General features: G+C 50.5%; 17 protein-coding genes and 1 tRNA gene. 10 read left to right on the top strand and 8 right to left on the bottom strand.

Annotated features, from left to right (window positions below):
* The first annotated feature begins 11 nt into the window (after window positions 1-11).
* The gene (locus B9Z44_RS11765; protein WP_108402518.1) at window positions 12-908 is read left to right on the top strand and encodes a pseudouridine synthase; all 897 of its coding nucleotides are present in this window, start codon (window positions 12-14) and stop codon (window positions 906-908) included.
* A 7-nt stretch (window positions 909-915) separates the two neighbouring features.
* On the opposite strand, the gene B9Z44_RS11760 is transcribed toward B9Z44_RS11765, so the two are convergent.
* From B9Z44_RS11760 to alaS, 3 genes are all read right to left on the bottom strand, one after another.
* Entirely contained in the window at window positions 916-2,040 is a 1,125-nt protein-coding gene (locus B9Z44_RS11760) for a transglutaminase-like domain-containing protein (RefSeq protein WP_108359035.1), read from the bottom strand.
* A 95-nt stretch (window positions 2,041-2,135) separates the two neighbouring features.
* Entirely contained in the window at window positions 2,136-2,738 is a 603-nt protein-coding gene (locus tag B9Z44_RS11755; RefSeq protein WP_108402517.1) for a TlpA family protein disulfide reductase, read from the bottom strand.
* A gap of 5 nt (window positions 2,739-2,743) precedes the next feature.
* Window positions 2,744-5,368 (bottom strand): alanine--tRNA ligase, encoded by a 2,625-nt coding sequence (gene alaS / locus B9Z44_RS11750; protein ID WP_108402516.1) that lies wholly within the window; start codon window positions 5,366-5,368, stop codon window positions 2,744-2,746.
* An 89-nt stretch (window positions 5,369-5,457) separates the two neighbouring features.
* On the opposite strand from alaS, the gene B9Z44_RS11745 reads away from it, so the two are divergent.
* Both B9Z44_RS11745 and B9Z44_RS11740 read left to right on the top strand, forming a co-directional pair.
* A complete protein-coding gene (locus B9Z44_RS11745; protein ID WP_108402515.1) occupies window positions 5,458-6,936 on the top strand; it encodes an NAD-dependent succinate-semialdehyde dehydrogenase in 1,479 nt (492 codons plus the stop codon).
* A 111-nt stretch (window positions 6,937-7,047) separates the two neighbouring features.
* A complete protein-coding gene (locus B9Z44_RS11740) occupies window positions 7,048-7,395 on the top strand; it encodes a hypothetical protein (RefSeq protein ID WP_108359039.1) in 348 nt (115 codons plus the stop codon).
* 55 nt (window positions 7,396-7,450) lie between these two features.
* On the opposite strand, the gene B9Z44_RS11735 is transcribed toward B9Z44_RS11740, so the two are convergent.
* Window positions 7,451-7,714, bottom strand: coding sequence for a hypothetical protein (locus B9Z44_RS11735; protein ID WP_108359040.1), 264 nt, complete (start codon window positions 7,712-7,714; stop codon window positions 7,451-7,453).
* Window positions 7,715-8,253: 539 nt separating this feature from the next.
* Here B9Z44_RS11735 and B9Z44_RS11725 point away from each other — a divergent pair.
* The gene (locus B9Z44_RS11725) at window positions 8,254-8,583 is read left to right on the top strand and encodes a hypothetical protein (protein ID WP_108402513.1); all 330 of its coding nucleotides are present in this window, start codon (window positions 8,254-8,256) and stop codon (window positions 8,581-8,583) included.
* Between the two features lie 60 nt (window positions 8,584-8,643).
* Here the strand turns inward: B9Z44_RS11725 and B9Z44_RS15425 are convergent, their stop codons facing one another.
* Complete coding sequence (locus B9Z44_RS15425; RefSeq protein WP_281258804.1) at window positions 8,644-8,778, bottom strand: hypothetical protein; 135 nt, start codon at window positions 8,776-8,778, stop codon at window positions 8,644-8,646.
* Between the two features lie 302 nt (window positions 8,779-9,080).
* Between B9Z44_RS15425 and B9Z44_RS11720 the strand changes: the two genes are divergently transcribed.
* The 5 genes from B9Z44_RS11720 (at window position 9,081) to B9Z44_RS11695 (ending at window position 14,831) form a co-directional block, all read left to right on the top strand.
* Window positions 9,081-9,350, top strand: a complete 270-nt coding sequence (locus tag B9Z44_RS11720; protein ID WP_108402512.1) for a hypothetical protein — start codon at window positions 9,081-9,083, stop codon at window positions 9,348-9,350.
* Window positions 9,351-9,364: 14 nt separating this feature from the next.
* Window positions 9,365-9,904, top strand: coding sequence for a hypothetical protein (locus tag B9Z44_RS11715; protein ID WP_108402511.1), 540 nt, complete (start codon window positions 9,365-9,367; stop codon window positions 9,902-9,904).
* Window positions 9,905-9,924: 20 nt separating this feature from the next.
* A protein-coding gene (locus B9Z44_RS11705; protein WP_211308706.1) for an IS3 family transposase occupies window positions 9,925-11,060 on the top strand; the annotation gives its coding sequence in 2 pieces (ribosomal slippage) (window positions 9,925-10,168 and window positions 10,168-11,060; 1,137 coding nt in all).
* A gap of 122 nt (window positions 11,061-11,182) precedes the next feature.
* Window positions 11,183-11,695 carry a site-specific integrase gene (locus tag B9Z44_RS11700; protein WP_146180618.1) on the top strand — a complete coding sequence of 171 codons (513 nt, stop codon included), beginning with the start codon at window positions 11,183-11,185 and terminating at the stop codon, window positions 11,693-11,695.
* 112 nt (window positions 11,696-11,807) lie between these two features.
* Entirely contained in the window at window positions 11,808-14,831 is a 3,024-nt protein-coding gene (locus tag B9Z44_RS11695) for a plasmid replication protein, CyRepA1 family (RefSeq protein ID WP_108402507.1), read from the top strand.
* A 298-nt stretch (window positions 14,832-15,129) separates the two neighbouring features.
* Here B9Z44_RS11695 and B9Z44_RS15055 read toward each other — a convergent pair whose 3' ends face one another.
* From B9Z44_RS15055 to B9Z44_RS11685, 3 genes are read right to left on the bottom strand one after another with little or no spacing between them, the layout of a single operon-like run.
* Entirely contained in the window at window positions 15,130-15,567 is a 438-nt protein-coding gene (locus B9Z44_RS15055) for a hypothetical protein (protein WP_146180617.1), read from the bottom strand.
* Window positions 15,568-15,606: 39 nt separating this feature from the next.
* A complete protein-coding gene (locus tag B9Z44_RS11690) occupies window positions 15,607-16,503 on the bottom strand; it encodes an MvdC/MvdD family ATP grasp protein (RefSeq protein ID WP_108402506.1) in 897 nt (298 codons plus the stop codon).
* A gap of 38 nt (window positions 16,504-16,541) precedes the next feature.
* Entirely contained in the window at window positions 16,542-16,754 is a 213-nt protein-coding gene (locus B9Z44_RS11685; RefSeq protein WP_146180616.1) for a hypothetical protein, read from the bottom strand.
* 605 nt (window positions 16,755-17,359) lie between these two features.
* On the opposite strand from B9Z44_RS11685, the gene B9Z44_RS11675 reads away from it, so the two are divergent.
* Window positions 17,360-17,433, top strand: a tRNA-Gly gene (locus B9Z44_RS11675).
* The last annotated feature ends 4 nt before the right edge of the window (window positions 17,434-17,437 follow it).

The raw sequence follows: 17,437 nt of genomic DNA, 5'->3' as shown, positions 1-17,437 counted from the left end.
ACCAAGGCTACATGCGTATCCCCACGCGCAACGGCGTAGGCGCCAGCCGCGTGACATTACCCGTTGGGCCTTGGCCCACGGTGCTAGATTTTTTGTTGGAGCGCATGCCCGACATTTCGCGCGACGAGTGGCTGCACCGCTTCGCACATGACTTGGTACTGAATGAAGCTGCCCAACCCGTGCCGGCCACGCAGGCCTACGCACCGCGCACCAAGCTCTACTACTACCGCCACATCGCCAACGAACCCGTGTTGCCTGAGAAAGCCAGCATCGTGTTTGAAGACGAGCATTTGATCGTGGCCGACAAGCCGCACTTCATGCCCGTCACACCTGCGGGTCGCTATGTACAGCAAAGCTTGTTGGTGCAGCTGAAACACCTCACAGGCAACGACGACCTCGTGCCGCTGCACCGCATTGACCGCGAAACTGCGGGCCTCGTGATGTTTGGCAAACGTCTGCAAGACCGCGACGCTTACCACGCGCTGTTTCGCGACAAGGCCATGCACAAGGTGTACGAAGCAGTGGCGGCTTACAACCCCGCGTTAACGCTGCCACGCGTGCACATCAGTCGCCTACAGCCCGACGAACTTTTTTTCAGAACACAAGAGGTGGATGGCGAACCCAACAGCGAAACGCGCATCCGCCTTCTCAAAACAGAAGGCACGCGTGCGCTATACGAGCTAGAGCCTGTCAGCGGCAAACGCCACCAACTGCGTGTGCACATGATGGCGCTGGGCCTGCCGCTAGAAGGTGACCAGTTTTACCCCACTGTGTTGCGCGGGCCAGATGCGGAAGAAGACTTCAGCCACCCGTTGCAGCTGCTGGCCAAAAGCGTGGCCTTCACTGACCCTGTGACGGGTGAGGCCCGTGCGTTTCAAAGCGCCTTGCGTTTGAGCATCGCGCTGTGAAAAAGCGTTAAGCCTTGATTTCGCGTGCCGTAATTTGGTACTTGAAGGTGTCAGGCGCATAAGAGTCTGCGCGGCCATCCACTGTCTCGGCCACGGGGTACATCAAGAAGCCCAAGCGGTCTTCTTTGCTGCCGGGTAAGGCCAGATCGTGCGCGGTATTCCATCCCATCCAGTTGCCTTCCCAACCACCGAACAAGCGGTTGTACACGGGTTGCACCACAGCGTCGTCGGTGCGTTTGATCCAAGTGGGGGTTTCTAAGCGCATCACTTTGGCCACGTCGGCGGGGTCCATCGCCACCCAACCGTGGGCTTGCAAATACACCTCGGCGCGGCAGTGTTGCGCGCCTTTCAAGCTGGCGGGGTTGCCCGACAACTCTTTGTAACCAAAGGCCGAAGGCACCAAACGAATGCCATACACATCACGTGCAGGCACACCCACCGAGCGGCACAGGCCGACAAACAAGGCATTGATGTCGGCACACTTGCCGCCCAAGTTGCCAGTCTCCAACATGGCTTTGATATCGCCCTCACCACAGCCACGTGTTTTGGGTTCACGCCATGCATTGGCAACGACCCAGTCGTAAATCGCGCGTGCTTTTTGTGCGTCAGTCTTAGTGCCTTGCGTGGCTTTGAGGGCCGTGGTGCGCACGATGCCGTCGGTAGGCAATAAATGTGTGGCGCGGGTGTAGTAGCGCAAAGTGCCGGTGTCTTCACGTGTGAATGCGTGGGCGGTGGTTTTGCTGATGTCCACAAAACGGCTTTGCGTTTGCACGCGGCTGGTCACTTCGACAAACGGTGTGACGCTAGCGGCGAACTCGGTGTAGATCATGCGCGCGCCATCCGTGCCATCGCTCACCATGCGTGAGGTGCCGTTGCTGCTGAAATTGCTCTCCAACGAACGTTGCCAGTCCGAGTTGATGCTGGGCACAGGCAACCATACGCGAGAGGCAGCGCCTTTTGAATCGGCCAAGTCCACTCGGGTGGTGACTTCAAACGTGCGCCATTGGCCCGCTTGTGGCTCAAAACGGCGAGCAGCTTGAGAAGATGTTTGGGCCAAAGCAAAGCCAGGCACACCACTGAGGGCGCACGCAGCTGCGGCCCCTTTGAGAAGGGAACGACGCACGAGAGTCATGAAAGAGAGCTCCGAATAATGTGTAAGACCTGTCGGCGCATGCATAAATGCCCCGAAGGCAGGTCACCTCACGCAAAGTGCGCGAGGCGTGCGAATTATCGCTTGGGGCTGGCGGCTTTAGATGTGGCGTTGGATGGTGAACCGTTTTGGCGTACATCAGCTAACCATGCATTGGCCTGCGCGCCACTCCAATCCACATCACCCACGATACGCCAGCGGGCTTGCCCATTGGGCGAAATGAGGATGGTGGTGGGATACACCGTCACGCCCCAGCGTTTGGCCCACTCACCTTTGGCATCGGAAATAACAGGAAACGTCATGCCTGTGCTCTGCATATAGCGCGACGCGCGTGCTGCGGGCTCGCGCACGTTGATGGTCAGCACCACGGTTTGGCTGTCGCTGATGTCATGCAGGGTTTGTAGCGTGGGCAATTCGTCTTTGCACGGCGCGCACCACGTGGCCCAAAAGTTGAGCACCACCACTTTGCCCGCCAGCTCGGTGGTATTCCATGCTTTGCCCTGCAAATCGACGGCTTCAATTTTGGGCGTGGCCACATTGGCAGGCCATGCGGTTTTGTCGAACTGCGCCCACGCATTGCTGGCCACAAAGCTTGACAACAACACAGCGAGGCAAACGCCAAGAAAAAGGCCCAACACGGGTTGGGCCTTTGCTTGCACGATGACGGCGCGTGCGTTCATCTGAATCAAACGCGCTCAGTCACCCAAGCTTGCACGCTGGCCAAAGCCTTGGGCAACGCAGCGGCATCAGTGCCACCCGCCATTGCCATGTCGGGCTTGCCGCCGCCTTTGCCGCCGACCTGCTGGGCCACAAAGTTGGCCATCTCGCCCGCTTTGACTTTGCCCACGTTGTCAGCGGTCACGCCTGCGGCGATGTTGACTTTCTCGCCGTCCACAGCAGCCAGCACGATCACAGCAGACTTCATCTTGTCTTTGAGTTTGTCCATGGTGTCGCGCAAAGTTTTGGCGTCAGCACCGTCGAGCTTGGCCACCAAAAGCTTGGTGCCTTTGATGTCCACCGCTTGGGTGAGCAACTCATCGCTTTGAGCAGAAGCCACTTTGCCTTTGAGAGCTGACACTTCTTTTTCAAGTGTTTTGACTTGTTCCAACACTTGGGCCAAACGTGCGTTGAGTTCTGTGGGAGGTGCTTTGAGGGCGCCAGCAGCTTGAGCCACGGAATCTTCGAGTGATTGCAAATAAGCCAGCGCATTGGCGCCTGTGACGGCTTCAATGCGGCGCACGCCAGCGGCCACGCCGCCTTCTGCCACCACTTTGAACAAGCCGATGTCGCCGGTGGCTTTGACGTGTGTGCCACCGCACAACTCGCGGCTAGAGCCGATGTCGAGCACGCGCACGGTCTCGCCGTACTTCTCGCCGAACAGCATCATGGCGCCGGTTTTTTGAGCCGATTCAATGTCCATCACACGCGCTTGTGCCGCGGCGTTGGCCAAAATTTCAGCGTTGACCTTGGCTTCGATCTCGCGAATCTGTGCATCAGTCACGGGGGCGTTGTGTGCAAAGTCAAAACGTGTGCGCTCGGCATTCACCAAGCTGCCTTTTTGTTGCACGTGATCGCCCAGCACTTCGCGCAAGGCTTTGTGCATCAAGTGGGTGGCCGAGTGGTTGCGCACAGTGGCTGCACGCACTTGCGTATTGACCTGTGCATCGACGTGGTCACCCACGGCCAAAGTGCCTTGGGTCAAGGTGCCGTGGTGGCCGTACACATCGGCTTTTATCTTCAAGGTGTCTTCCACAGCAAAGCTGGCAGAGCCGCTGACCAACACGCCAGCGTCGCCCACTTGGCCGCCGCTCTCGGCGTAGAACGGTGTGGTGTCCAACACCACCACGCCGGTTTGGCCGTGCTTGAGTTCGGCCACCGAGTTGCCGTCTAAGTACACCGCCACCACTTTGGCTGTCGCTTTGAGGTCGTCGTAGCCCACAAACGCGTTGCCTGCGCCGGTGTATTCCAAAGCCTTGTCCATCTTGAACTTGCCTGCGGCACGGGCTTGGCTCTTTTGTTTTTCCATCGCAGCGGCAAAGCCTGCTTCGTCCACACTCAGGCCGCGCTCGCGGCACACGTCGGCCGACAAGTCGAGTGGGAAGCCATAGGTGTCGTGCAGCTTGAACGCCACTTCGCCCGGCAACACTTTTGCGCCGCCTTGCAATGCGGCATCCAAAATTGACATGCCCACTTCGAGGGTTTCAAAGAAGCGTTCCTCCTCGGCCTTCAACACCGACGCAATGCGCTCGGCTTGGCTGGCCATGTTGGGGTACGCATCGCCCATGAGCTTGACCAAATCTGGCACGAGCTTGTGGAAGAACGGTTTTTTCTGGCCCAACAAATACCCGTGGCGAATGGCACGACGGATGATGCGGCGTTGCACATAGCCACGGCCTTCGTTGCTGGGCACCACGCCATCGCTCACCAAGAACGAGGTGGCACGGATGTGGTCGGCAATCACGCGCAGGCTCTTGTGGCCCATGTCGGTGCAACCGGTTTCACGCGACGCCGCTTTGATGAGGGCATCAAAGATGTCGATTTCGTAGTTGCTGTGCACATGCTGCAAGATGGCAGCCAAGCGCTCCAAGCCCATGCCCGTGTCCACGCATGGCGCGGGCAAGCGGGTGACGGCACCTGTTTCGTCCATGTTGAACTGCATGAACACGTTGTTCCAAATTTCGATGAAGCGGTCGCCGTCTTCGTCGGGGCTGCCAGGAGGGCCACCGGGGATGTGGTCGCCGTGGTCGTAGAAAATTTCAGAGCAAGGGCCACAAGGGCCAGTGTCGGCCATCATCCAGAAGTTGTCGCTCTTGTAGCGGCCACCTTTGTTGTCGCCAATGCGAATCACGCGCTCGGGGGGCAGGCCAATTTCTTTGGTCCAAATGTCATAGGCTTCGTCGTCTTCTTGGTAGACGGTGGCCAGCAAACGCTCTGGGGGCAGCTTGTAGACCTCGGTCAACAACTCCCACGCCCACTTGAGCGATTCGCGTTTGAAGTAATCGCCGAACGACCAGTTGCCCAGCATTTCGAAGAAGGTGTGGTGGCGTGCGGTGTAGCCCACGTTTTCCAAGTCGTTGTGTTTGCCGCCGGCGCGCAAGCAGGCTTGTACGGAGGCTGCGCGCACGTAAGAGCGCTTGTCTTCGCCCAAGAACACGTCTTTGAACTGGACCATGCCCGAGTTGGTGAACATCAAGGTGGGGTCGTTGCCCGGCACCAGTGGGCTAGAAGCCACGACGGTGTGGCCTTTGGACTCAAAGAAGTCCAGAAACGTTTTGCGAATATCAGCGACGGTGAATTTGGGTGTAGTCATCCTCAAATTATAGGTTTGGGTGTCACCCCAGAGTCATCGCGGGCACTGGGCCAGCGGTATGCTCTGCCCCATCAAATTTGGAGACCCACATGGACATGAAAACGGCGCCCCTTTCTTTGCTCAACGACCCCACGCTGCTCAAGACCGATGCCTTGATCAACGGCCATTGGGTCAAGGGCGCCAGCCGCTTCGATGTGCATGACCCCGCCACGGGTAAAAAGCTGGCCGATGTGGCCAACCTAGGCCCAGCAGACGCTTCGGCAGCCATTGACGCTGCCAACGCGGCATGGCCAGCCTGGCGCAACAAAACAGGCAAAGAGCGCAGCATCATCTTGCGCAAATGGTTTGACCTGTTGATGGCTCACCAAGAAGACCTAGGCCGCATCATGACCGCCGAGCAAGGCAAGCCTTTTGCCGAAGCCAAAGGCGAAGTGGTCTACGGCGCGAGCTTTGTGGAGTGGTTTGCCGAAGAAGCCAAGCGCGTCAACGGCGAAACCCTGCCCCAGTTCGACAACAACCGCCGCTTGATGGTGTTGAAGCAACCCATCGGCGTGTGCGCTGCCATCACGCCCTGGAACTTCCCACTGGCCATGATCACCCGCAAAGTGGCCCCTGCATTGGCCGCGGGCTGCCCCGTGGTCATCAAACCCGCAGAACTGCCCCCCCTCACCGCCTTGGCCGCTGCTGAGCTGGCCATTCGCGCAGGCATTCCTGACGGTGTGTTGAACATCCTCACCGCCGACAGCGACAACAGCATTGCTATTGGCAAGGTGTTTTGCAGCAGCGACATCGTGCGCCACATCAGCTTTACCGGCTCCACCGAAGTGGGCCGCATCTTGATGGCACAGTCGGCCCCCAGCATCAAAAAGCTGGCCTTGGAACTCGGCGGTAATGCCCCTTTCATCGTGTTTGACGACGCCGACATTGACAGCGCTGTGGAAGGGGCGATGGCCAGCAAATACCGCAACGCAGGCCAAACCTGCGTGTGCGCCAACCGCATTTACGTGCAAGACGCGGTGTACGACGAGTTTGTGCAAAAGTTCGCGGCCAAAGTCAAAGCACTCAAGGTAGGCAACGGCTTCGAAGATGGCGTAACGCAAGGCCCCTTGATCGAAGATGCCGCGGTGGACAAAGTAGAACGCCACGTGCAAGACGCCCTCCACAAAGGCGGCAAGCTGATCACTGGCGGTCACAAATTGACCGGTCAATTTTTTGAACCCACGGTGATCGCCGACGCTCGCGCCGACATGTTGTGCGCCCGTGAAGAAACCTTTGGCCCGTTCGCGCCCGTGTTCCGTTTCCACAAGGATCAAGAAGCCATCGATGCCGCCAACAACACCGAGTTCGGCTTGGCCAGCTACTTCTACAGCCGCGACATTGGCCGCATCTACCGCGTCAGCGAAGCACTGGAATATGGCATGGTGGGCATCAACGTCGGCATCATCGCGTCCGAACATGTGCCGTTTGGCGGTGTGAAGCAATCAGGCCTTGGCCGCGAAGGATCTAGCCACGGCATGGATGAGTACGTTGAGATGAAATATCTCTGCTTGGGCGACATCACCAAATAACGGCAAAAACCTTTAAATACATGAGGCTTACGTGTTTTTACGATGTTTTTAACAAAATCGACGTATACAATGCAAGCCTGACTTACCTACGTAAGAAAAGGCATACCTACCATGGACTCTAAACAAATCTATTTGCGATTTCTGAACCTCATCCACGCACTGGATGGTGGGGCAAGCACGCCATCCATGGATTTGGATGCCAAGAAACTTCTTGAAGTGATCGCTGTGCGTCACGCCCAAGAAAAACCATTGACCGTGACCGATGCCATGGGTTTGGATACCATCGCCTCGCCTGCCACGATTCACCGCAAACTCGACCAGTTGCGTGAACTCGGCATGATTGACACCGTGTTTGAAGGTAAAAACCGCCGCACCAAATACTTGGTGCCAACACAAGCTGCTCAAAATTACTTTGACCAAGTTGGCAAAGTGATGGAGCAAGCCCTCGCACAAGCTTAAGACTGAGCCACGCTCACCCTAAAAAAGCATCCCTGGTGGATGCTTTTTTGCATTCTCAGCGAATGCTGTTTTCACATCTTTTCTTGATTTTGTCGGTGGTGATGCGGCGGCAATATTTGATGTCGTTTTCGACTTTGCCCATGCACAGGTTAAGCAAATCATTGCTACCAATTTTTTGACAATGTGACTTGTCGTTGGTATCGAGTGCGCGGCAGTAGTTGGCTTTGTCTTTGTCCTTGATGTCGTTGCAGCTTTGTGCGGATGCCCACATAGGCAACAAGATGGATAAGCCAATGCAAATTTTTGTGACTTTTTTCATGCAGCTCTTCTCTCAGAATATCTAACTGCTTGAAATATTAGTCTAGATCACTCGCCCCTACAATCCAGACTTATGCGGGTGTCGTTCAATGGTAGGACTCTTGCTTCCCAACCCCCTACTTGCGTGTCGTGGCATTCACACCTCTTCCGCAGAGGACATCACACTCCCCTCATCCAGCAGTTCCACACATACAGGTGGTGTATTGGGTCACCCCAGTCACAACCCAGACTGGATTTCCGCAGGGGGATGCCCGAACACCACAATCGGGGCAGGTAACAATAACCAGCTGCAAGAAGTGGTTACCAATATAAAATTAATATGAGTTATCCACACTATCCACAGGTAGCCGTGAGTACCATCAAGTTCATGAAGAAGCACAACTACTTTCACAAAGCAAAAGTCATTGCGTCTTTTGCGCTTTTGGGTACGGTTATCGCCGGAGCCTTCTTCAGTGCGTTCGTGGACTTTGATCTTCGACCTTATGGTGCCGCAATAGGTGGAGCTGGAGCAGTCGCTCTAAAGTTGTACCAAATACGTTAATGCCATCTTTCGAGATAGATGGCAGCTGGGTTGACCTAGTATCAGTCGCCATCGCACTACTTTTTTCGTTGGCCAAATACTTTCTCCTTGAACGAAAAAAGTTCATATCGAGAGTTACCGCCTATGACTTCGCAACAGGAACTTCGCTATTTCCAATGCTAATGCTTGGACTGTCGGTATTTTCAAGCGATATTCTTGAGGCATTACTCGAAGCTAATACGGTCACGCTGTCAGTTGCCGGCTTCTTTGCACTCTTCTCAATGCTTGAAGACGAATTCGAAAAAGAAGAACCTAAGCGTCGGGGACGAAGAAGCAACGAGAAAAAATAATCAATGCCCTTGGTACAAAGTTTTCACTCCAAACCAAGGGCATATAGCTAAAGCGGCAGCTTACTTACCACGAGGTTTTGACGACGGCGACTTAGGCGTACGCTTGATCGTCTCCACCACATGGGTTTTCGGCTGGGCTTTGGCATCTTTCACGGGAGTAAATTTCCCGGTTTCAGCGTTGCGTCCGATCTTCATGTTGTAGATCTTTCTCCCCATTGGGGTCTGACCCGAGCAAACCAGCCTAAATCTATGGCAAGATTCAAAATCTTCAGTAAACAAATCTGCTGATTGCCCTCCCTGCTCGTAACAGGCGGGACGTGAAAACCAAGGCTGCAACCTTGGTTTTTTACGTTCTGGCACAAACACTATATCTAGAGCAGTCAGAAGTTGCAAGACACTAGGGGTAGCGTCTCAGCTTGAAGGCATCGAATCAAATGTTGCCCCTATTCAAAATCTCAGGGATGGTCCCCGCACCTTAATAAACGTGTGGAGCATCCATGACCAAAACATCCCCCGAAACCCCAAAACAACCAATCGAAGCCAAGGACAAAAACCGCTATGCCAAGGCAGTGCAAGACGGTCGAACCATCCTCAGTGAAGGAGGCAGCAAGGCAGATGCGGCAAGGGCAATCTATCGGTTAATCCATGACGAGCACCGTGAAGTTGTACTTCGCGCATTCATCGAGGGGGCGGACGTAACACCGAAGGGTTCACCGACCTATCACTACAACATCAGCCGCAAGTTCCGTAAACAGAAATCCGACTGACAGCGCATCCGTCAATGGCAATCATCAAGCGCGACGGCTCGAAGTACTGGTACATCCAATTCCAGTACTTGGGTAAGAGCCACATCAAGTCGTCCAAAACAACTGACAAAGCCCTTGCCGAACGACTCGAATCAAACTGGCGCAAGCAGTTAATTGAGCAATATCAACTCGGCGTCAAACCAACCATCGACACGCTGGAAGCATTCAAGGCATATTCAGCATCCAAGAAGAAAATCGTCAGCCATTACGTGGTCAATCTCTGGTCAATGCGGGCGGCAGAGTTCTTCTCCTACGTCCCCCACCTCCATCTATTGCAAAGTCGTGACATCGAGCGCTTCAAGGTGGACATGGAACGTAAGGCATACAGCAACCAGACGATCAAGCATGCTCTCAACCAAGTTGGTGGCACCATCAAATATGCCAAACGGATGGGCTATCAGGTCCCCGAAGTCGAAATCCCCAGCGTCAAACTGTCTCGTGGTCGTCTGCGTTACCTGACAGTCGAGGAGGAACAGTGGACTTCCCACGGTGCAGTAGACAGCTCGGGCCTATGATTTCTTCATAGGAGCAGACCATGTCGCCACCACGTTTTACCCCTGAATTTAAAGACGAAGCAGTTCGTCAAATCATCGAGCGAGGCTATTCAGTCGCTGAAGTCTCAGCAAGGCTTGGCGTTTCAGCGCACAGCCTCTACAAGTGGGTTAATGCTGTTAAGCCAGACAAAACCGACCAACAAGCTTCCGAGCTGCTTGCTGCAAAAAGTGAAATTCTCAGACTAAGAGCTCAACTTCATCGTTCAGAGGAGGAGCGCGATATTCTAAAAAAGGCCGCTCGGTACTTTGCAAGGGAGCTCGAGTGAAGTACCGTTTCATTAATGATCATCGGCATGAATACAAAGTAGCAACGATGTGTCGGGTGTTGAAGGTCGCGCGTGCAGGTTTTTATGCTTGGCTACACCAGCCAAACTCAAATCGTGCGATTCAAGATGAACGCCTACTTGGCCTGATCCGTGACTCATATGCGGCCAGTGGCGGCGTCTACGGCTCGCCGCGCGTGTTTGCCGATTTACGAGAAGCTGGCGAGACATGCGGCAAGCATCGCGTAGAGCGGATCATGCGCAGCCACAAGATACAAGCTGTGAGGGGCTACAAAAGTCCTAAGTCCGTTAAGGGTCGTCCGTCTATTCTTGCGCCCAACCGTGTCAATCGTGAATTCACAGTTGACGCGCCAGACCGTGTATGGGTAACGGACATTACCTACATTCGAACATGGCAAGGTTGGCTGTATTTGGCAGTTGTATTAGATTTGCACTCGCGTGCAGTGGTTGGCTGGTCCATGAAACCTACGATTGCTAAAGAGCTGGTCTTGGATGCGTTGATGATGGCTGTATGGCGTCGCAAACCTAATCAGGAGGTGATCGTCCATTCAGATCAAGGTAGCCAATACGGCAGCGATGACTGGAAACGGTTTTGTGATGCCAATCAACTGTTGCCGAGTATGAGTCGTCGTGGCAATTGCTGGGACAACGCAGTGGCTGAGTCATTCTTCAGTTCTTTGAAAAAAGAACGAATTCGCAAGCGCATTTACAAAACCCGTGATCTGGCTCGGGCAGATGTATTTGATTACATAGAAGCTTTTTACAATCGAACCCGACGCCACAGCCATTTGGGTGGCGTTAGTCCAGAGGCGTTTGAACGCGCCTCAATTTGAGGCTTGAGTTTGTCTACAGTTGCGTGGGAAGTCCACAGCGGCTTCTTGAGGCAGTTGACCCAAGGCGTGATGTAAAGGGTCTAGCACCCTATGAAGACCGTATTCCTCGCATCAAGACCCAGATGCAGGACGTTCACGACTTCATCATCACCTTGCTGGATACAGGGGCAAGGCACGGTGAGATTTGCACGCTTGAGTGGTCCCAAATCAACTTCACACACAGGTCGATTGCCCTCTGGAGGTCCAAGGTCAAGAACGAATCAATCTTGTTCATGTCGGACAGAGTGTTTGAAGTGCTTTCTAGACGGTATGCCAACAGGAATTCCATGTTCGTTTTCACCGATTCACAGGGGGCGGCAAGAAAACACATCAACATGACGTTTCACAAGGCATTCCAACGAGCTGGATTGCCTGATTGCTCAGCTCACACCTTGCGCCATACGCTTGCAACCCGTCTTATTCAGAACGGCATGAACCTCTATGAGGTCAAGGAAATCCTAGGTCACTCGGACATCAAAACAACCATGCGCTATGCCCACATTGAGCAAGCACAGGTATCGCGCAAGGCCACAGACCTGATTAACAAGATGAATCAAGCATCCTTGGAGTCCAATACGGTTATCAACAGGGTATAAATACCCCCAGACACGGAATACGTGCAGGGGAACTTGAGTCCGACCTCATCCCCCTCCCCTGCATGTATTCACGGTCACAGGTCAATCGGACTCGACCTACTAGGGGGACTACATGCAAGAAAACAGAATCAAGGTTGCCATCAACCCAAATATCGTTGATAAACACATCAACGGAGACACACACTATCTAGGAAATGGCTGGAAAAACGTCGAACTATCAGTGCAAGAGCTGATTGCACACATCTCAGACGGACACCCCTTTTGCGCTCAACTTTTGAGCGACAAACGCTCTAGTAAGAACTACCACCTTACGAACCTGATTGCCGTAGATGTTGATGCTGGCACGACATTACGTGAAGCTCTTGAGAACGAATTTTCACAAAACCACCTTACGTTTTACTACACCACCGCTAATCACACAGTTGAGAAAAACAGATTTAGGCTCTGCTTTTTAGTTGATCACGATATAACCGAACCCGACGATTACAGAGCTATCAAACGCGCACTGGGGCTGAAATATTGTGGAGATCCCAGCACACATGACCCATCCCGTATTTCATATGGAAACCAGCAAGCTCGCCACCAACTTTTCAACAGACACATCCCATCGAATGTCGTAGATGAATTAATCGAACTAGGACAGGTAGAAAGAGGCATTAATCCGAACAGCGATGAAGTAGCCACTTTCGGAATCACTTCACGAAGGTCAAAACAGAAGCTAAAAAAAGACCTCGAAGTTAGAAAATTAGACGGCGCGCTCATTCGACTTGCAGACATCCGAGAACACACAAAAATCTACTGTCCAAAACACAACGACAAGAATGCAAGCGCATTTGTCAACCTAAATGCCCAACAAAACACATACTTGCGCTGCTCAACATGCACAACGACTTGGTGGATGGAATCCGATAGCAATAAGGCGAACAAGACAGTTGATGAATTTGATTTCGTTGATGCAATTAAACATGCTCAAGCAGACATCCGTAATCGACAAAACGAGCGGCTGATCGACGTCAAGTGGAAAGATCCGTTTAACGGAGCTAGTCAAATTCAATTTCTAAACCAAAAATATTTAGAAATCAGTGCATTACACGGAGGCCTCACCCTAATACGAAGCCCGAAGGGATCTGGGAAAACAGAGTCATTGATCGAAGTGATCCGGAACGTGGTTAGGTCTCGAGACTTTGCAACTCTCGAACAACTTGAAAATACAGATTTTGACGAACCTCCACGCTCTTTACGCAACGACTACAGGATTCTGTTGATAGGTCACCGACAAGCATTGATCAAACAACTGTGCAATCGTCTGGAGTTGAACTGTTATCTTGACGACAAGGATTACAGCCGTCAGGAAAACATCAACCGCAAAGAGCAATATGGCGTTTGCTTAGACAGCCTTTGGAAAGTGCAAGGTAGGGTTTACGACCTAGTCATCATTGACGAGAGCGAACAAGTTTTAGCTCATCTCCTATCTGAGACAGTGAAAAACCGAGAAACTGTTTTTCAGCTACTAAAACACACCGTTTCATCTGCAAAAAACGTGGTTGCACTAGATGCAGATCTCGGGTGGACTACCTACCAAGCTCTCACGAGATTTAGAAAAATCGAAACTCCGTACGACAGCAACAAAAACCGCGTATGGATCATCATCAACGAGTACATACCAAGCAATGAAGTTTTTCAGATGTTCACCTCCAAAAATGACTTAATTGGTAGGATGAAGCGAGACATTGCAGACAACAAGAAGCTCTTCGTCACATGTAATTCAAAAGCTCTTGTAGATCGACTTCAGGCCGCGATTGTCGAGGAATTCGGTAACGAAATCTCTAAGAGCATCACATCGACAAATTCAAAAACTGCCGAAGCTCAGTACATCATCCTGAATTTCCAAGAGGCTTATAGCACCCACAACGTAATATTGTGCAGTCCATCTTTAGGAACAGGTCTTGATATTTCTTTCAACGGGGATCAGCAGATTGTTGACTGCTGCTACGGCTTCTTTGAAACACAAATAAACACACACCAAGACATTGATCAACAGATTAGACGAGTACGACATCCCAAAGAGGTACGCGTCTGGGTATCGCCCCAAACCTTCAGCTTTGAGACTGAATTCGGCGTAATCAAGCACGAGCTGCTTGCAAACCGAGTTATTGCAAACACGTTCATCGGATTTGATCCCGTTACTCACAGTGAAATCTACAACGAAGAGGACGAATTTTTAACTCTTGCAACCCACATCATTACAGATCAACGCAAGTCAAAAAATCAACTCAAGAAAAACTTCATTGACTACAAAGTCAAGACTGGTTGGCAGCCTGTCTATGTGCCCAAAGATGATGAACTTGAGCTTCTAGGGGAGAAAACTCTTGCGATTGGAACGAAGCTGGAGCAAGCAGACTACGTAAATAACATAATGACAGCGAAACCCATAGATGAGTGGCAGTACGAACGAATCGAAGATCTCATTGAAGACAGTGCTGAAATATCCAGAGCAGATTACTGGTCATTCCTGCGGATGAAGATTGAGGTCTTTTATCAGCGACAAGTAACTCCCGACCTGCTAGAAAAAGACGAGCGGGGGAAACTTCGTCGAGCGGTCAGATTACTGAGAGATTTAACAGATCATCAAAGTGTGCGAGATGCTTCCAAGAGTTTCAAGGAAAAATATTCAAACAAAACACGAACGCCATTCGACAGAATGCCTGACAGGTATGCGAGAGTCGTATTACTGGATGAGCTACTAGCGTCAACACCTGTTTTTAAAGACCACGAATTCCAGAATTCGGATTTTTCTGCACATGATCTTGCTGATTTTTCCGAACTATGCAAAAAACTGAGCCTCTTCGTTGAGGCTCAGTTTGGTTTCACCATTGGGGAAGAAATAGAAAAATCTCCCACCAAAACATTGAACAAACTTCTGAAAATAGTTGGCCTTTCTCACGATCGAACTAAAACTAAGACTGCAGATGGGCTGAAAACCTACTTCTATGCACTTGACACAGTCAATCTGGAGGAGATGCTTGAATTGGTCAACGTGAGAAACACAACAAGCAATGAGTGGGAACTTGCCAATCGGACATACGGATTCAAATCTCAAGTCAAATCGGCGGATAACAGACCCCAATTTATATAAAAAACCAAAAAAACTCTATCTGCTATCCTCCGACGCCCTTTTTACGACTCAGAAAAAACCACAGGAGCTCAACCCAAAATTCACAGTAAATTACCCCATATTTGCCTTAACCTCGATGAAGCCCGCATCAAACCGAGATATTTAAGGGTATGTTGATTGCTTAGATAGCAACCCATCTAGGGTTTGGCTGACTCATATGGGTGGTTTACCCCAGATGGCAATAGACGCCATCCATGTCAGAGTTAATAGGTTGGGGACTTGCGGTCGATCTGCAAAACCAACGCCATGGCAAGAACTGTCACTCCTTAGGGGTAACTGATTGATTAATCAGATCATCTGACTTGATAGTCTTAGGCTCGTCTTTATAATCAACTGAATCCCCACCTTTATCACTCGATGCACCATTGCTATCAGCATCATCCCGTTGCGGAGAATTCGGAATATTGATCAGTATTTCTTGCGGGGGACTCTCATCAGCAAGAGTATTTGAATTTACTGATTTAATATAATCAATAGAACCACCTCGATTAGTGGGACTGACTGGTGAAGAAGATTGAAAATCTGGCGACGTGAAGACATAACCCAACAACCCCACGACAACTGACATCCCTGCCCTTTTCATGAAATATGAGTATCCGCTCTCGTGAACAAGATCAGCCAAAGACCAGAACCAATGGTATGTTTTCCATGTAATAAAAAAACCACCTAAGCCACACAGTATTGCTAGAAACTCCATTTATCGACAACTCCAAAAAAATACCATAAGAAGGTTAAATTATTTCTTCATTGGGTTATAAATTTTGCACATGGCAGTAAATAAACCATTGTTTTTTTCTGGGTCGAGCCATGCCCACTGCCCATTTTTATTGACTTCAAGAAATACAGGCTCATCATCGACTTCTGGCTGGAGAAAATCTAACCGCCCATACACTAAACCCATTTCATTCATAAAGCCTTTTACACGTGCCTCAAACTCATGGCCAAGCAATACCTTGTCCCATTCTTTGACTATTTCAAATTGATCCTGCCTCCAATCTAATGCACTAATTTTTGAACGATCGAGCCGAAAGGTGAAAATTTCTCCATAAAGATACACTACGGTCAGATCAAATTTGGCTTTAATCAAACCTTGTATATACCAAATGTCCTCCGAGAGCTCTTTGGATGTTACCTCGGTGGTATAAAGAACTCTTCCATCTGAAAGTGTTTGACCTGACAGTGATTTTGCAATCGTAGGTTCGTTAGTCACAGGCTTTGCGTTTGCATACACCGTGGCCTTAGATAGCTTGAAAAAACGCTCAGCGTGTCTTTGTTGTTTAAGTTTGCCAACCTCATAGTCAGCGAAAGGAAAATTCATGTAGAGTTTTCCTTGATCTTGCATTAATAGCGCGATCTCATACAAAGTGTATTTCCACTCTTCTTGAGTGAATTTTTCACAGAAGGAATCATCCTCGGGCTTGCTAATAAATGGTTTACGCCAAATGCACTTAGAAATATGATCTGAATTGAATATGCCGTGTATTGACGATATATTCAAATCAGTTGGTGTTAGGATAATCGACCAATCTCTTGGAAGATCAAAGTTTAGACGAATAAAACTTGCAGCCCCTAGATTATTAATTAAAATATCAGAAGTTACATCGTATGAATTTGTTATTAGCAATGTACGCATAAAAAAAGCTGGATAAATCCAGCTTAAATTAATTATAATTAATTGTCGTTATCAGAATCTTTTGGCTTGCCATTATGATCAAAAGTCTGTGTCGCATTCCAAGTGATGGCGAGAGCTTCATTTCCGATATTAAACCGAGTTTGCGTCTCACACGAATAATCAACCTCTTTTAAGTTGATTTTTGTAGGCTCAGTAGCTAACTCATGCACTGTAAACATTGGTGTTCCTTTGGCTTTTAAATTACAACCCATTTAAATGGGTCGTTGTTGGTTTGAATAACCGTTGTTATTTTCAGCAAGAAAAGACCGCCCAGAATGATCGAATCATCAAAATTAGCGATGATTTTCATTGGTATTTTTCGTTGTCGTTTTTATTAAGTTCACTTATTGTTCTGCGTGCAACGCAGAATGTCGAATTCAATAAAAATAAATAAAATTAGTAATTTAAGGCGCATCAGATCGTGGGAACAAAAGAACTTACCCACTTACGGAACTGATGCTGGCTACGCTTTGCTGCTTGAATTAGCATCACTTGAAGATGGATCGGACATCACCCTAAAGGGTTTGTATCTGTCGGTCCCATACGCTGAGAGCACGATTAGGCTCTTGTTCAGGAATCTCGAAGAAGACGGTTGGATTGAGCTTCCAAAGGACCACGTTGATCGACGATTCAAGTCATTCGTGGCAACTGAAAAGTTTCATAGGAAGGTAGACGAGTGGCTTGATCAAGTTGCTGACTGCTGCTCAGAGGTTTGAATCCACGTCCCCATCCCACTACACCCAGTCGCACCCTGCACTAACCCGACCAGCACCCATCACGACGCACACAGCACCGCTCACCTAGAATGTGCACGTCTGCGGGTGTCGTTCAATGGTAGGACTCTTGCTTCCCAAGCAAATAACGTGGGTTCGATTCCCATCACCCGCTCCATCTT

Origin of the sequence: Limnohabitans curvus (genome assembly GCF_003063475.1) — a bacterium.
Classification (GTDB): Bacteria; Pseudomonadota; Gammaproteobacteria; order Burkholderiales; family Burkholderiaceae_C; genus Limnohabitans; species Limnohabitans curvus.
This window is presented reverse-complemented; position numbering and strand designations above follow the sequence as displayed.

Bases quoted from the DNA above. Each gene is read 5' to 3' on its own strand.
- B9Z44_RS11765 (WP_108402518.1), top strand. From the start codon at position 12: ATGCGTATCCCCACGCGCAACGGCGTAGGCGCCAGCCGCGTGACATTA.
- B9Z44_RS11760 (WP_108359035.1), bottom strand. From the start codon at position 2,040: ATGACTCTCGTGCGTCGTTCCCTTCTCAAAGGGGCCGCAGCTGCGTGC.
- B9Z44_RS11755 (WP_108402517.1), bottom strand. From the start codon at position 2,738: ATGAACGCACGCGCCGTCATCGTGCAAGCAAAGGCCCAACCCGTGTTG.
- alaS (WP_108402516.1), bottom strand. From the start codon at position 5,368: ATGACTACACCCAAATTCACCGTCGCTGATATTCGCAAAACGTTTCTG.
- B9Z44_RS11745 (WP_108402515.1), top strand. From the start codon at position 5,458: ATGGACATGAAAACGGCGCCCCTTTCTTTGCTCAACGACCCCACGCTG.
- B9Z44_RS11740 (WP_108359039.1), top strand. From the start codon at position 7,048: ATGGACTCTAAACAAATCTATTTGCGATTTCTGAACCTCATCCACGCA.
- B9Z44_RS11735 (WP_108359040.1), bottom strand. From the start codon at position 7,714: ATGAAAAAAGTCACAAAAATTTGCATTGGCTTATCCATCTTGTTGCCT.
- B9Z44_RS11725 (WP_108402513.1), top strand. From the start codon at position 8,254: ATGCCATCTTTCGAGATAGATGGCAGCTGGGTTGACCTAGTATCAGTC.
- B9Z44_RS15425 (WP_281258804.1), bottom strand. From the start codon at position 8,778: ATGAAGATCGGACGCAACGCTGAAACCGGGAAATTTACTCCCGTGAAA.
- B9Z44_RS11720 (WP_108402512.1), top strand. From the start codon at position 9,081: ATGACCAAAACATCCCCCGAAACCCCAAAACAACCAATCGAAGCCAAG.
- B9Z44_RS11715 (WP_108402511.1), top strand. From the start codon at position 9,365: ATGGCAATCATCAAGCGCGACGGCTCGAAGTACTGGTACATCCAATTC.
- B9Z44_RS11700 (WP_146180618.1), top strand. From the start codon at position 11,183: ATGCAGGACGTTCACGACTTCATCATCACCTTGCTGGATACAGGGGCA.
- B9Z44_RS11695 (WP_108402507.1), top strand. From the start codon at position 11,808: ATGCAAGAAAACAGAATCAAGGTTGCCATCAACCCAAATATCGTTGAT.
- B9Z44_RS15055 (WP_146180617.1), bottom strand. From the start codon at position 15,567: ATGGAGTTTCTAGCAATACTGTGTGGCTTAGGTGGTTTTTTTATTACA.
- B9Z44_RS11690 (WP_108402506.1), bottom strand. From the start codon at position 16,503: ATGCGTACATTGCTAATAACAAATTCATACGATGTAACTTCTGATATT.
- B9Z44_RS11685 (WP_146180616.1), bottom strand. From the start codon at position 16,754: ATGGGTTGTAATTTAAAAGCCAAAGGAACACCAATGTTTACAGTGCAT.